This is a genomic window from Micromonospora sp. NPDC050686 (genome assembly GCF_040654475.1).
Classification (GTDB): Bacteria; Actinomycetota; Actinomycetes; order Mycobacteriales; family Micromonosporaceae; genus Micromonospora.
The window spans coordinates 41384-55605 of record NZ_JBFAID010000021.1 but is presented as its reverse complement, the minus strand read 5'-3'; the positions used below and the strand labels follow the sequence as shown (position 1 = coordinate 55605).

Sequence of the window (14222 nt, the reverse complement as noted above, 5' to 3'; positions counted from 1 at the left end):
TCCGTCACTTGGCCTAGCATTCTGAGCGATCTCCATGAGCCCGATTGCGCCTCGTCAGAGGTGAAGTTACCGATTCGTAGCCGGATAATCGGACGATCTCTATGGAATCGCTCCCATCACCGATGGTCACGCAAGTGCGACGTGCACATGCGATCCGCAGGGAGTCGAATCCACTGACCGTCGTCGATGTCGTCCCGGGGTTGTCGGGGCCGGCGGCCGCTCGGCGTTTCGCCTACCCCGCGCCGGGAATTCCGAGAGACCGGACCTCGTTCCACGGGACGTAGGTGATAAGCGGTGATCGGAGATTGCAATGGCTACCGTTGAGTTGACCACGGCCAACTTCGACGAGGTGACCGAGCGCGACGGGATCGTGCTGGTCGACTTCTGGGCCGATTGGTGCGGCCCGTGCAAGCGGTTCGCTCCGGTCTACGAGCGTTCCTCGGAGAAGCACCCGGAGATCGTCTTCGGCAAGGTCGACACCGAGGCCCAGCAGGAACTCGGCGCGAAGTTCGACATCCGCTCGATTCCCACGATCATGGCGATCCGGGACGGCGTGATCGTCTTCGCCCAGCCCGGCGCCCTGCCAGAGTCGGCGCTGGAGAACCTGATCGAGCAGGTCGAGGCCCTCGACATGGACGACGTCCGCCAGAAGCTGGCCGGCCACAAGCACTGATCCGGACGGCACGCGCCGGCCGGGTCCCGCACGGGGCCCGGCCGGCATCCGTGCGCCCGGCCCAGCCCGGTATCTGGCGACACGGACAGCGACGAATGGACGACGGAAGGACCCCCTTCGGGGGTTGTCATCCCGTATCGTCACGACCCGATGGAGACCTTGACCAGCCGCGGACGCGCCGTACGGCTGGGTGCGACCGCGGTCGGTCTCGCGGTGGTGCTCGCCGGCACGCTCTGGGGTTCCGACGACGACTTTCCGTTCGGACCCTTCCGGATGTACGCCACCAGCAACCCGCCGGACGAGCCCGCCCCCGACACCCGGGTGGAGGGGGTCGACCGCACCGGCCGGGTGATCGAGCTGGGCCAGGCCGCGACGGGCATCCGGCGGGCCGAGATCGAGGGCCAGCAGAGCCGCTACCGCAACGACCCGGAACTGCTCACCGAGGTCGCGAACGCGTACGCCGAACGGCACCCCGACGGCCCGGCGCTGACCGAGGTACGCATCGTGGTGCGCTGGCACGGCATCGCCGACGGCCGCCCCACCGGCAGGTACGTCGACCAGACCGTGGCCCGCTGGGAGATCCGGTGAGCCGGCTGGCCCGCTGGCTGACCGAGCCGGTCCCGCTCGGCCGGCTCGCCGCCTTCCGTACCCTGATCCACCTCTTCGTCGTCGGTGACCTGCTCTTCTTCACCCCCTGGGTACGCACCCACGCCAGCGTGCCGGGCGAGCTGTACCGGCCGCTGCTCATCGGCCGGCTGCTGCACCTGCCCACCCCCACCCCGACCCTGGTCACGGTGATCTTCTGGGTGCTGCTGGCGCTCGCCCTGCTGGCCGCCACCGGCCGGGCACCCCGGCTGCTCGGCTGGACCGTCTTCGCGCTCTACCTCGAGTGGATGATCATCGCGATGAGCTACGGCAAGGTCGACCACGACCGGCTCGGCCTGCTGGTGGCGCTGGCCGCGCTGGCCACGGTCGGGCGGGCCCGGCACGGCGACCCGACCCGCAGCGAGGCGGCCGGCTGGGCGTTGCGGGTCACCCAGATCGCGGTGATCTGCACGTACTTCCTCGCCGCCTGGGCGAAGCTGCGCTTCGGCGGGGTGGACTGGCTGACCGGCTCGACGCTGGCCCGGGCGATCATCCGCCGCGGCACCGACCTCGCCGACCTGATCGCCCAGGTGCCGCACCTGCTGATCCTGGCCCAGTTCGGCATCATCGCCTTCGAACTGCTCAGCCCCGTGGTCTTCCTGCTGCCGGCACGCTGGCGACTGGCCGTGGTCGGCTTCTTCTACGCGTTCCACGCAGTGACCATGGCGACCATCACCATCTCGTTCGCGCCGCACCTGGTGGCGATGACCAGCTTCCTGCCGTTGGAGCGGGTTCGGCCGGCGCACCGGCTCCGCCAGCACCTCTCACCGGCCGCTCGTGGCCAACTCGGCGAGCATCCCGGCGCAACTGCGGACGACGACCTGCGCCCCGCGTCGTTGGGCCAGCCGGAGCAGGGGGTCCTCGGCCCGGTGCCGCCATCGCCGGTGCGCCTCGGCGGTGGCCTCGCGGAGCCGCTGAACGGTCGCGTCGTGCTCGACGCCGAGCCGGGCGACCAGCGCCGGCCCGTCGCCACCGAGCAGCCGTCGCGCCTCGCCAGCCAGTTCGGCGTCGAAGCCGAGCCCGGAGTTCCGCAAGGCCGCGAGCAGACGTAGCTCCTGGAAGTCGTGGGCTTCGGCGAGGATCCGCTCGACCGCGCCGAGCAGTTCGGCGGAGCCCGGGCCGGGCTCGGCGCGGGCCAGTTCCTCCACCGCGGCCAGCGCCGACCGCGCCTTGAGCGTCTCGTGCCGTTGGACGAAGAGGTGGTTGACCGAATCCCGCAGCTCGGTCAGACCGCTGCGGCGGATGAGTTCGGCGGAGAGCTTCACCCGGCTGTCACAGCCGGCACGGATCAGCGTGGTGGCCAGCCGGACCCCGAAGATCCCCAGCCGGCCCAGCAGCGTGGCACGCACCGAGCCGTCCAGGCGTACCGGCAACTCGCCACGGGCGAACCGGTCGGCCGAGAGCAGGTGCGCCGCCAACTCCGCCCGGGGCACCCGGGCCAGCTCCGCGAGCGCCAGGAAGTCCGACTCTCTGAGTACCCGCCCGGCGAGACCGATCAGCCCGCTGCATGCGACCACGTCGACGCAGAGCGCGTTCACCCGCGGATCGCGCTGCGCCTGCCGAGCGAGCTGGCGGGCGGTGATCAGGGCGTCCAACCGTCCTCCGCCGGTCTCGTCCGGCCGCGACAGCACCAGCATCACGTGCACCGGGGCGGCCTGTCCGACCACGGTGTCCCGGATGGGCTCCAGCATCCGCAGGTCGGCGTCGCGGCCGTCGCGGCTGAGATGCAGCACCGCATCCGCCTCGCCCAGCACCCGGTCCAGCACCGGCACCCGGGTGTTCTCCCCGGCCCCGGTGATCCCGGGCGTATCAATCAGCGTCACCTGCCGCAGCGCCCGGGTCGGCCACCGCATCACCACGTCCCGCAGCTCCCCGGGGCGCAGGCCGAGCAGGTCCACCCGGGTCCCGGCGGCCGACCTGACAACGGGCAGTTCCTGAGGCGGCTGGTCGGCCGGGTATGCGACGGCACACGGCTGGGGGCCGTTCTCGTACCAGGTGAAGACACCGGTGCCGGTCAGTCCCTCGACCGGCGCCAGCTCCTCGCCAAGGATCGCGTTCAGCAGGGTGGACCTGCCGGACCGCCCAGGGCCGGTGACGGCGATGCGTAACGGCTGCTCCAGCCGGACCAGCTGACTTCGCAGGTGGTCCGCGGCCCAGGGGTGTTCGCGGTAGAGCTGGAGAGCCCGGTGCAACAGCCCCCACGCCGCCTCGTCCAGCCGGATCCCGACGGTCACGCCCCGGGCTCCAGCGGCACCGGAGCCGGGCGGGCGGCGTTCAGCTGCCGCGCCTGCTCGTAGAGGGCGGCCAGCCGGGTCATCGCCTGCCGCAGTTCCCGCTGCCGCTGATCGCGGACGGCCGCGTCGGTGTCGGCGGCCTGCTTGGCACTGCGGAACGACTGCACGATCGCTTCCTGCAGTTCCTCGGTCAGCCCGGTGAAGTGGTCCCGGAGGAGCCGCTGCACCTGACGGGCGGTGTCCCGGCAGTCCCGCGCCGTCCGGACGAAGAAGTCGTCGACGTGCCGCTGGACGGCGGTCTTGACGGTCGCCTGACGGCGCCGAAGCAGTTGCTTGCTCTCGTCGTGGATGCTCTTGCCGCCGAACAGCGCGCCGGCCCCGATCGACACGGGGTTGATCATCGGCATCCCGGCCAGCGTCAGCGCCAGACCGAACATCAGCAGGCCACCGTACGAACCCTTCATGCCGGTGATCACCTTCTGACTCGCGGTGAACCGGTCGATACGCGGACGCTCAAGCTTCGGAACCTGGTCGGCGAGTTCCTCCGGCACCGTGATCGACCACGGCGGCAGCACGTCGCGACCGTACCGGGCGAAGTTGGCGGCCACCCGACGGGCGACCCAGTCGCAGCGCTGGGCCAGCCATTCGCGATTGATCTCCGCCGCCTCCAACAGGCTGCTCTCCAGCCACTCCTGGAAGGTGTCCCAGGCAACCAGCGGATCGGCCGTGTCGAACGCCTCCTCGACCGTCCGCCCGATCTGCCGGGTCCGGTCGCGCAGGTCGTACTCGATGTCGGAGATCAGGTTGGCCATCTCGTCCGTGAGCGTGTTCTGCCAGCGGATGGAACAGCGGCGCAACTCGTCGACCTCGCGCTGGGCAGCATGCAGCCGGGAGATCGGTCCGGACTGCTTCTCGGCCTCCTGGCGGTCGAGCTCGGCCCGCAGCGGCGCAGCCAACTGCTCCACCACTGTGCGCGCGACCATGCCGACCGACGCGCGGGCCAGCGCGTCTCCCTTACCGGACAGGTCCCGGCGCAACCGCGCGATGAGGACGGGGAAGCCCGACTCGGCATTGAGCTGGTGGTCGTCGGCGGCGGCCGCCCGCAGCCGCAAGGCCGCCGAGACCGGGATCAACGCGGCCTGGATCCCGGCCTCGGCCAGCTGCCGCCGGTTCTGCTCGGCGACCGTCCGCCAATCGGGTACGAGGTCCGTTCTGGTCTGCGCCACGACCACGTTCGAGTGCAAGCGGGTCAGGTGCAGCAGCATGTCCAGCTCGGCGACGGAGAGGTCACGGGTGGAGTCCGAGACCAGCAGCACCAGGTCGGCCCGGTTCACCGCGGTGACCGTGGCGCCACCGCCAAGCCCGGTCACCTCGTCGACGCCGGGCGTGTCCACCAACACCAACCCGGCCGCCAGCAACGAACGGGGCAGTCCGATCTCGACATACCCCGGGTCTGCGCCGGGAGCGCGCCCGACCGCCCCGCTGACCCCAACGGCGATCCGGTCCACCGGCAGCGGGATGCGTGCGGCGGCCGGCGGGGCCGGACCGTCGACCGACCGGCCCGGCGCCGCCTGGACCACCGCCGCCGACGGCACCTCGGCATGCTGGACCACGGTCGGCAGAGCGGTGGTCCGGCCGTCGCCGACCGGGCAGACCGGAGCGTTGACGATCGCGTTGATCAGCTGGCTCTTGCCCTGGTTCGGCTCGCCGACGACCAGGACCCGCAGCTTGGGGTCCAGCAGTTGGGCACGCCGCTGGCGTACCGCCTGGAGCAGATCGCCCCGCCCGTGGGCATGGCACGTCCGGGCGATCTCGTCGAGCACGTCCAACCAGAGCCCGGCCATCACCGCAACAATTGTGCGGATACCAGCTCAAATAGCAAGTGGGGGAAGGGAAAGTGGGCTGGTTTCGTCCGCACGGAGCCAGCCCACCGCCAACCCGAACCGTCAGAACGGGCCGTCGCTGAGACCCAGCAGACCGCCGGTGGACGCGGCCACCTCGCCGTGGGCGCCGTCGCCACCCACCCCGGCACTGCCGCCGGCGCTCACGCCGCCGACCGCGCCGGTGATCCCGGAGACGGTGCTGTTCACCTCGTCGGTCACGCCACCCACCGCGGCGGGCCCGGCGATCGGCGGGACCAGGTCGTCGACGGTCTCGCCGGCGCCGTACACCGTGCCGTGGAGACCACTCACCGTGTCGGGCACGCTGGGCACGACGTTGTCGACGCCGAGCGAGCCGACGACGCCCTCGACCTGGCCCGGCGTGCCGGACAGGCCGCCACCGACGACGCCGAGGTCACCGTTCAGCACAGCGTCCGGAGCACCGAGCAGGCCGTCCACGTCGCCCACGGAGCCCGTCAGGCCGCCGACGACCGGGTCAGCCACCGCGTCCGCGCCGCCCACCACGTCGGCGTCGAGGGTGTGCGCCACGTCGTGCGCCCCGCTCAGGTCGGCGCCCACGCCGCCCGGTCCGAACCCCAGGCCGACCCCCGGGAACAGGGTCGCCCCGGCGGCGACGCTGCCCGGGTCGACCACGATGGCACCCAGCGCGCCAGCATTCGCGTCCAGCCCGGTGTAGGAGCCGCCGATGCTGATCTGCTGCGTCACGGCCTGAAGCTGCCCGACGGCGTCGACCCCGAGCAGGTCAGGCCCGAACTGCCCGGTCGCCTGGGCCAGCGGCGCGAGATCCTGCGCCGGGGCGTAGTCGACCACCAGCGGCACCACGTCCCGCACGTCGGCCGCGGTGATGTCGCTGAGCCCCGCGGCCCGCAGCGTGCCCTCCGGGTCCAGATCGAAGGCCGACCGGGCGTCGGGGTCGGTGAGCAGGTTGAACACGAAGTCGTGCAGGGTCTGGTGCGATTCCATCTGCCGGTTCACTCCTCGGACGTGGCATTCCACGACGGTCGGTCAATTCCGTTGTCACGCTATGACCCCCGCCACCGATGTACATCGGGGACGAACCCGCAGCCGGACCGTCCTGATCGGGGCAGCGACCCCTCGCCCGTTAGGGGGATGGGGGGATCCTGGCTGGCCGGAGTTAGGGGACCGAGGCGGGGGCGATCTCTGGTACGAACGTAGGAACCCACGGGATTCGCCGGAGTGGAGCCACGCGGTACGGGCACCGTCACCGGCGGCCGCCGCCTCCGGCCGAGGAAAGAAGCGAATGCCGTACGTCCTGGGGATCGACATCGGTAACAGCACCACCGCCGCGGCCGTCGCCCGGCGGCGCGACGCGACCTGGGCCCGCCCCGAGGTCGTCCCGCTGCTCGGCAGGTCGGCGACCATGCCGTCGGTGCTGCACCTGGCCATGGACGGGTCGCTTGCCGTCGGGCAACCCGACCTGGTCGGCGCGGACCGAGCCGCCCGCGGTTTCGTCCGTCGCGTCGGCGACGACGTCTCCTACCTTCTCGACGGCGAAGCGTGCCCGCCGCACACGCTGACGGCGGTGCTGGCCGCGTGGGTGGTCGAGCAGGTGGCCGGCCGGGAGGGCGTGGCGGCCGAGGCCGTGGTACTCGGCCATCCGGCGAGCTGGGGGCCGTACCGACGGGAACTGCTGCACCAGGCGCTGGCGGAGCTCGGCCTCCCCGACGTCATCCTGCTCCCGCACACCATTACGGTGGCCGAGAGCCACGCGGCCCGGGGATTTCCCGGCAGCACGGCCGCCGTGTACGTCCTGGGCGGGGAGACCTTCGAGGCTGCCCTGGTCCGCCGCACCCCGCACGGCACGTACGAGGCCTTCGGCCTTCCCCAACACCTGGAGGGGATCGGCGGCGTCGATTTCGACGAGGCGCTGGCCGAACACGTACGCAGGGTGCTCGCCCGGGAACTCACCACCGTCGGGCACCCAGCGGCGGACCCGGTACTACGCACCCTGCCGGCACAGTGCGACCGGGCCAAGCACGAACTGGCGGTGAGCACGGAGACCGATGTCCTGCTGACCCTGCCGACCGGGCCGGCCCGGGTGCCGGTGAGCCGCGTACGGTTCGAGGACATGATCCGGCCGACTGTGCGGACGACCGTTGACCTGCTGGTCCGGGCTGTCCACTCGGCCGGTCTGACCCCGGCTCAGCTCGACGGCGTCCTGCTCAGCGGCGGCTCCACCCGGATTCCGCTGATCACCGAGCTGCTCACCGCCACCCTCGGCGTCCAGGTGGAGATGGAACCGGACCCTCAGCTCACCGCCGCCAACGGGGCGGCGCTGGCCGCCTGCCAGGTGGTCGCACCGCGCCCCCGTCCGGACCCGCGACCCGGCCGCGAGCCGGACGGCAAGCGGCGCCGGGCCGCCACGAGCGTCACCTCAGGGCACCCGGACCAACACCCAGGTGTCCTGGGCGACCCACCACCCCGGCCCCCGATCCGGATTCCCCCGCTGGAGCTGCCCAGGGCATCCCGGCGGATGCTGGCCCGAGCCCGTGGACGCGAAGGATGACCACCATGATCACGAGTAGCGCCACGGAGAGCCGGCTCACCTGGGCGGACGCGCCCCGAGCCCTGCTCCGCGCGGTCACGGACGACCCCGCGGCGCCCCTCGCCGTCGCGGTCACGGGCCCCGGCGGGCACGGCAAGAGCGCGCTGCTCGAGGCCCTGGCCCGCGCCTACCGGCCGACCGGGATCGAGGTGCTCAGCACCGTTCCGGATCCGGCCGCCCCGGTCGCCCCGGATGCGGTGCTGCTCATCGACGACGCTCACCTGCTCGACGAGGCACGGCTGCGGACGCTGCGCCGGCTGGTCGCCACCGGGTGGCAGCGGGTCGTCGTCGCGTACCGGCCCTGGCCCCGGCCGGCTGCGCTGGTCGACCTGGTCGGCGCGCTCGGCCGGGAGCGGCAGCCGCTGTTGCTCACGCCGTTCGACCGCCGGCGGACCGACGCCTTCCTCGCGGCCCTGCCCGAGTCGGACCGACGACCCGACCTGGCCGGGTTCGTGACCGAACAGACCGGTGGCGTTCCGCGGGACGTGGAACGACTGCTCCGTGGCCTGCGCGAGCAGGACGGTGCGGCGGTCGTCCCGCCCGTCCCGCCCCGGCCGGTCGTTCTCGATTTCGCCCCCGACCTGGCGAACCTGGCTCCCGACGTCCAGCGTCTCCTGCTCGCCCTCGCCTCGGACGTACCGCTGCCGCCGGACCTGCTCGCCGCGGCGCTCGGACGGGAACAGCAACTGGTGGACGAGCTGTTCTCCGCCGCCACGGCGGCCGGGCTGCTCGGCGCCGACCACCGGCTGACACCGGTCGTCCGGCGGGCCGTCGTCACCCTCACCCCCGCCACGGACCGTGCCGCCGTCTGGCGACGGCTCACGGAACTCCAGCTCGCCCGCGCCGGTGCGGTGCTGCCGATGGTCCGCGCGCTTTCCGCCGCCGGGGTGGCCAGCGACTGCCCGGCGCCGGCCCTGGTGGCGGCTGCCGAGGAGGCGCTGGCCGAGGAGCCGGCGCTGGCGGCCGAACTGTTCGCCTCGGCCACCGCCGCCGGGCACCCGGCCACCGGCCGGCAGGCCGTCGCCAGCGCGCTCGCCGGCGACCTGGACGCCGCCCTCCGGCTGGCCGACCGGTTGCTGGCGACGGCCCCACAGACCGAACGGGCCGAGGCCGCCGTGGTCGCCGCGGTGGCGCTGGCGCACCGCGGTCACCTCGGCCGGAGCATCGAGCTGTATCGGTGGTCGGCCGTCCCGGCATCGACGGCCTTCGCCGCGGTCGGCGCGCTCGCCACCGGACAGCCCGCCGCGAGCTCGACCGCGCACGCGGCCGACACCACCGCTTCCCCGCCGACCCTGCACACCACCGCCGCACGGCTGACAGCCCAGGGCGTACGCGACAGCATCGGTGGCCCGCCAACCGCCGCGCTCTCCACCCTGGTGCGGGCGGCGGCGCTGCTGGAGCCGGACGGCCGGGCGGTGCTCCTGCCGGACAGCCCGGCCGCCCTCGCCGCGTTGACCGCGCTGCACTGCGGTGAGCTGGACATCGCCGAGCGGGTGCTGGACCGGGCCGAGGCCGGCCGAGTCGGCGGACCGCTGATGGCGCGGCGGCACCGCCTGCTGCAAGCCTGGATCATGATGACCCGGGGCCGTACGGCCGCCGCGGCCGAGCAGCTCAGCGCAGTGGCCACTGCTGAGGAGCCGCTGGAGGCACGGGACCTGCTCTTCGCCACCACACTCCAGGTGGGCCTCGCCCGGCGCAACAGCGACCTCGGCGCGCTTCGGCTCGGCTGGGAGCACGCGCTCGAAGCCATCGTCCGGCACCCCGTCGACCTGTTCACGCTGCTCCCCTTGGGCGAGCTGGCCGTCGCCGGCGCCCGGCTCGGCGACCTGGTCCGGGTGGAGCCGCACCTACGGCAGGCGCGAGAGCTACTGGGCCGGCTCGGCGACCCGCCACTGTGGGCCACGCCGCTGCACTGGAGTGCGCTGCACGCGGCGATCCTCGCCGAGGATCCGGCGGCCGCCGACGCCCACGTGGCCGTGCTGCTCGCCACGGCCGACGACAACCGGTACGCCGGCGCCGTCGCTGCGGCGGCGGCGAGCTGGGTAGACGTGCTCCGTGGCGTGGTCGATCCGGTACGGGTGGAGGCCGCCGCCCGTGGGCTGCACGACGCCGGGCTCCACTGGGACGCTGCCCGGTTGGCCGGGCAGGCCGCCATCCGCACCTCCGACCGGCGCGCGATGACCACACTCCTGGATTGTGCCCGTACCTTGCAGGGGTGGCCGGCGGGTACGGGTTCCGCACACCGCGCCAGGGCGGGCGGCCCGGAGGAGCAGGTTGTCGGCGCGGTCACCAGCGCACCGCACCGGCTCAGCGACCGGGAGCACGAGGTGGCCGAACTGGTCGTGGCCGGGCTGACCTACCGGGAGATCGGCGACCGGCTCTTCATCTCGGCCAAGACGGTGGAACACCATGTGGCGCGGATGCGCTCCCGGCTGAACTGCGCCAACCGGGCCGAACTGCTGGCCCTGCTGCGTACCGTCGTCGCGGACCGGTCGAGCGGTGCGGCCACATCTCCCTGGCCGGCCCGGACCGTGCCGTAGCCGGCCCGGATCCGGGAGGTGCCCTCCCCACCGGCAGAGGCCGATGCCGGGCCCGGCCGGCCGGCCGGCCGTTGGTACCGTCGGATACCGCCCGGCGGCCGGCCAGGCAGCCGGGCCGATCGAGACGCGCCTGTCGCCCCCAAGCGACCGACGCCCGTCCGCCGCGCTGCGGAAGGCACTACCAGGCCCGGTACCGCGACGGGGCGGGTCGCCACGGACCGAGAGCGGGCGACACGTTCGGCGGACGAGTCGAAGGGTGGACGCATTGCCGGCATCACGACGCCGACCACGAACGGTGGCGATCATCGTGCTGGACGCGACCGTGGCAGCGGCCAGGTCGGTACGGCGCGTGCTGGCCGGCGCCGGCGTCCCCTCGCTGGCCATCCGGGGGGCGGTGCTCGCGTGGTTGGTAATCGTCGGCACGGCGGCGGTCGCCGTCGTCATGGTGCTGCGGGCCCCGGAGCGGATGCCACCGGCGGCGCTCCGTCCATCGGCGGGATTCCCCTGGGTGAGCGAGCCGGCGACGAACACGCCGAGCGCGGCGGCTCGACCGACCTACCGGCCGGTCGCCCCGACGCGGCCGACGCCCGCCGGAGCGCCGGCGGGGCCCCTGGCCCGCGCTGCGTCCACCGCCGTCCCAACTGCCGCCACCCCGTCACCGGTCAGTGCGCCCCCGGCGTCGCCGGCACCGTCACCCACGCCGATCCCGTTGGGCGCCGAGTTCGCCGTCGAGCGCAACGGCCTGTTCAGCTACGACGCCGCCGTGACGATCGACAACACCGGACCGAGCAGTGCCCCGGAGTGGACCTTGGTCGTCATACTTCCCCGGGAATCCCTCCGGATGACCTCGGTCGAGGGCGCGCGGGCCAGCCAGGAAGGTGCGACATGGACACTGGTGCCGGACGGGAGTGCCGGTCCGGTGCCCGCCCGGGGCTCGATCCGGGTGACGTTCCGGGTGGAGGGCTCACCGATCAGTTCCACCCCCACGGCCTGCACCATCGACGGGACCGCCTGCCGGGGCCTGCCGGAGTGAGGGGCGACCGCGGCCCGATCGATCGCCGGAGTGCCGGTCAGGTGCCCGTGGGTGGGCGGCCAGAGGGCCCGTAGAGGCGCTCCCTCGCCTCTTGCGGCAGCGAGCAGGCAGCCGTCCCGCCCGGCATCCGGTGCCGGTTGCGGGCCACCCAGCGGTACGCCGGCCAGGCAGCCGTCCGGACCGGCGCGAGACCCAGCCCCGCGCCGACCACCCGCCAGAGCGGGCCGCTGTCGCCGAGCAGCTTCGCGATGGCGTCCGGGCCGGCGGCTCGAGACCCGTCGGCGCCGACCCACTGCACCGCCTCCTCGCACTCCACCTCGGTCAGGGCCAGCGCGGCGAGGTCGGCGAACTGCCAGGGCACCACCCGGGCGGCGGTGGGGATCCGGCGCTCGACGAACTGCGCGCAGCGGGTGCAGAAGGCGCAGTCGCCGTCGTAGACGAAGGTCGACTCCATGGCTCCATCCTGCACCCACCGGATGCGCGGCGGGGCCCGGTGTCCGGCGCGTCACTTGCAACCAACTCGAACGCATGTTCGAATGGGGGTCATGCGCTGGGAGAACCTCTCCGCTCCCCCGGACGAGGGGCATCCCGACGGGTCAGCGCCAGCGACGCCACCCCTGCCGCTGGCGCTGCCCGGCGCGACCGTGCGCACCTTCGACACTCCCGGCTTCGCGGGGATGACTTTTTACGAGGTGCGCGCCAAGTCGATCATCAATCGGGTGCCCGGCGAGTCCCGGGTGCCGTTCCAGTGGACGATCAACCCGTACCGGGGCTGCTCCCACCAGTGCGTCTACTGCCTGGCCGGCGACACTCCGATTCTCATGGCGGACGGGCGCACAAAGCCGATCAGCCAACTGGAACCCGGTGACCGGATCTATGGCACCGAACCGCAGGGCGCCTACCGGCGATACGTGGTCACCACCGTCTTGGACAAGTGGTCCACGGTGAAGCCCGCCTACCGCGTCACGCTGGCGGACGGGACGACCCTGGTCGCCAGCGGCGATCACCGCTTCCTGTCTGACCGGGGCTGGAAGTTCGTGACCGGCACGATGAACGGCGCAGGGCAACGCCCCTACCTCACCACCAACAACCACTTGATGGGCACCGGTCGCTTCGCCACCGCTCCAAAGGACTCAACCGACTATCGTGTTGGCTATCTCTGCGGCACGGTCCGGGGCGACGCACACCTCGCCAGCTACGCGTCTGCACAGGGGACGGTGCACCGATTCCGATTGGCACTCGCCGACGGCGAGGCGCTGCACCGTACAGAACGCTTCCTGTCCGACGCGGGGGTGGAGACACGACGGTTCTCCTTCTCACCTGCCAGCGCCACCCGACGGGCAATGGCCGCAATTCGCACGTCCAAGGAGCGGGACGTCCGGGCCATAAACGAGCTGATTCGTTGGCCTGAGAATCCGACCGACGAGTGGCAACTCGGCTTTCTTGCTGGCATCTTCGACGCCGAGGGAAGCTGCAGCCGGGGCATCGTGCGGATCAGCAACAGCGACGACGAGATCCTCGATCGGGCCGCAGCAGCTTTCCGCCGATTCGGGTTCACCGCCGTCCTGGAGGATCCTGGTCGTCCCAACCGGGTCAGGCAGCTACGCCTGACGGGAGGCCTGCCGGAGCGGCTACGGTTCTTCCACCTGACCGATCCCGCCATCACCCGTAAGAGGTCGATCGAGGGCGCGGCGCTGAAGTGCCAGGCCCGGCTGAGAGTGACCAGCATCGAGTCGCTGGGACTGGAGCTGCCCCTGTGGGACATCACCACCGGCACCGGTGACTTCATCGCGAACGGCGTGGTGAGCCACAACTGTTTCGCGAGAAATACGCACACCTACCTCGACCTGAACGCCGGGGAGGACTTCGACCGGAAGGTGATCGTCAAGGTCAACGCCGGTGAGCTCGTCCGCCGCGAGCTGGCCGCGCCACGTTGGCGCGGCGCGCACATCGCGATGGGCACCAACGTGGACTGCTACCAGCGGGCCGAGGGACGCTACCGGCTGATGCCGCCGATCATCGAGGCGCTGCGCGACTTCGCCAACCCGTTCTCGATCCTCACCAAGGGCACGCTGATCCTGCGCGACCTGCCGCTGCTGCGCCGGGCCGCCGAGGTGACCCGGGTCGGGGTCTCGTTCTCGGTGGGCTTCGTCGACGAGGCGCTGTGGCGGTCGGTGGAGCCGGGGACGCCCAGCCCGGAGCGCCGACTGGACGCGGTACGCGCCTTCGCCGACGCCGGTTTCGAGGTGGGCGTGCTGATGGCGCCGATCCTGCCGGGGCTCAGCGACAGCGACGAGTCGATCGAGGCCACCGTGTCGGCGATCGCCACGGCCGGCGCGTCGAGCGTGACCCCGCTGGCGCTGCACCTGCGCCCCGGTGCCCGCGAGTGGTACGCGCACTGGCTGGGCCGGGAGCACCCGCACCTGGTCCCCCGCTACCGCGAGTTCTACCGCGCCGGGTCGTACGCGCCGCAGGCGTACCAGCGGGAGCTGACCGCGCGGGTGCGGATGGCGGCCCGCCGGCACGGGCTGCACCGGGCCGAGGTGGGCGACAACCGGCGGCTCGGCGACGAGCCCGCGCCGCCGGCGACGGAGCAGCTCACCCTGCTGTAGTGGTCCGCCGCGCCTACG

The 14222-nt window shown here is 72.6% G+C and carries 10 protein-coding genes; 7 read left to right on the top strand and 3 right to left on the bottom strand.

The window, feature by feature from the left end:
• Positions 1-310: 310 nt before the first annotated feature.
• From trxA to AB0H57_RS16285, 3 genes are all read left to right on the top strand, one after another.
• The gene (gene trxA / locus AB0H57_RS16295) at positions 311-673 is read left to right on the top strand and encodes a thioredoxin (RefSeq protein WP_357507054.1); all 363 of its coding nucleotides are present in this window, start codon (positions 311-313) and stop codon (positions 671-673) included.
• A gap of 150 nt (positions 674-823) precedes the next feature.
• On the top strand, positions 824-1261 hold the full coding sequence (locus AB0H57_RS16290; protein WP_357507052.1) for a hypothetical protein: 438 nt from the start codon (positions 824-826) through the stop codon (positions 1259-1261).
• Complete coding sequence (locus tag AB0H57_RS16285) at positions 1258-2370, top strand: HTTM domain-containing protein (RefSeq protein WP_357507050.1); 1113 nt, start codon at positions 1258-1260, stop codon at positions 2368-2370. Before AB0H57_RS16290 ends, AB0H57_RS16285 begins: the two co-directional genes overlap by 4 nt.
• Before the next feature lie 1178 nt (positions 2371-3548).
• Here AB0H57_RS16285 and AB0H57_RS16280 read toward each other — a convergent pair.
• Both AB0H57_RS16280 and AB0H57_RS16275 read right to left on the bottom strand, forming a co-directional pair.
• Positions 3549-5396, bottom strand: a complete 1848-nt coding sequence (locus AB0H57_RS16280; RefSeq protein WP_357507138.1) for a dynamin family protein — start codon at positions 5394-5396, stop codon at positions 3549-3551.
• A 102-nt stretch (positions 5397-5498) separates the two neighbouring features.
• Positions 5499-6416, bottom strand: coding sequence for an IniB N-terminal domain-containing protein (locus AB0H57_RS16275; RefSeq protein ID WP_357507048.1), 918 nt, complete (start codon positions 6414-6416; stop codon positions 5499-5501).
• Positions 6417-6714: 298 nt separating this feature from the next.
• Between AB0H57_RS16275 and AB0H57_RS16270 the strand changes: the two genes are divergently transcribed.
• The 3 genes from AB0H57_RS16270 (at position 6715) to AB0H57_RS16260 (ending at position 11592) form a co-directional block, all read left to right on the top strand.
• Complete coding sequence (locus tag AB0H57_RS16270) at positions 6715-7980, top strand: Hsp70 family protein (protein WP_357507046.1); 1266 nt, start codon at positions 6715-6717, stop codon at positions 7978-7980.
• 5 nt (positions 7981-7985) lie between these two features.
• Positions 7986-10559, top strand: coding sequence for a LuxR C-terminal-related transcriptional regulator (locus tag AB0H57_RS16265; RefSeq protein ID WP_357507044.1), 2574 nt, complete (start codon positions 7986-7988; stop codon positions 10557-10559).
• A 307-nt stretch (positions 10560-10866) separates the two neighbouring features.
• Complete coding sequence (locus AB0H57_RS16260; protein WP_357507042.1) at positions 10867-11592, top strand: cellulose binding domain-containing protein; 726 nt, start codon at positions 10867-10869, stop codon at positions 11590-11592.
• Positions 11593-11629: 37 nt separating this feature from the next.
• Here the strand turns inward: AB0H57_RS16260 and AB0H57_RS16255 are convergent, their stop codons facing one another.
• A complete protein-coding gene (locus tag AB0H57_RS16255; protein ID WP_357507040.1) occupies positions 11630-12046 on the bottom strand; it encodes a DUF393 domain-containing protein in 417 nt (138 codons plus the stop codon).
• Here AB0H57_RS16255 and AB0H57_RS16250 point away from each other — a divergent pair.
• Positions 12045-14204, top strand: a complete 2160-nt coding sequence (locus tag AB0H57_RS16250; RefSeq protein ID WP_357507038.1) for an intein-containing Rv2578c family radical SAM protein — start codon at positions 12045-12047, stop codon at positions 14202-14204. The genes AB0H57_RS16255 and AB0H57_RS16250 overlap by 2 nt on opposite strands.
• Positions 14205-14222: the final 18 nt, after the last annotated feature.

Coding starts and splice junctions, on each gene's coding strand:
- AB0H57_RS16290 (WP_357507052.1), top strand. CDS start 824: ATGGAGACCTTGACCAGCCGCGGACGCGCCGTACGGCTGGGTGCGACC.
- AB0H57_RS16270 (WP_357507046.1), top strand. CDS start 6,715: ATGCCGTACGTCCTGGGGATCGACATCGGTAACAGCACCACCGCCGCG.
- AB0H57_RS16280 (WP_357507138.1), bottom strand. CDS start 5,396: ATGGCCGGGCTCTGGTTGGACGTGCTCGACGAGATCGCCCGGACGTGC.
- AB0H57_RS16275 (WP_357507048.1), bottom strand. CDS start 6,416: ATGGAATCGCACCAGACCCTGCACGACTTCGTGTTCAACCTGCTCACC.
- AB0H57_RS16255 (WP_357507040.1), bottom strand. CDS start 12,046: ATGGAGTCGACCTTCGTCTACGACGGCGACTGCGCCTTCTGCACCCGC.
- trxA (WP_357507054.1), top strand. CDS start 311: ATGGCTACCGTTGAGTTGACCACGGCCAACTTCGACGAGGTGACCGAG.
- AB0H57_RS16265 (WP_357507044.1), top strand. CDS start 7,986: ATGATCACGAGTAGCGCCACGGAGAGCCGGCTCACCTGGGCGGACGCG.
- AB0H57_RS16250 (WP_357507038.1), top strand. CDS start 12,045: ATGGCTCCATCCTGCACCCACCGGATGCGCGGCGGGGCCCGGTGTCCG.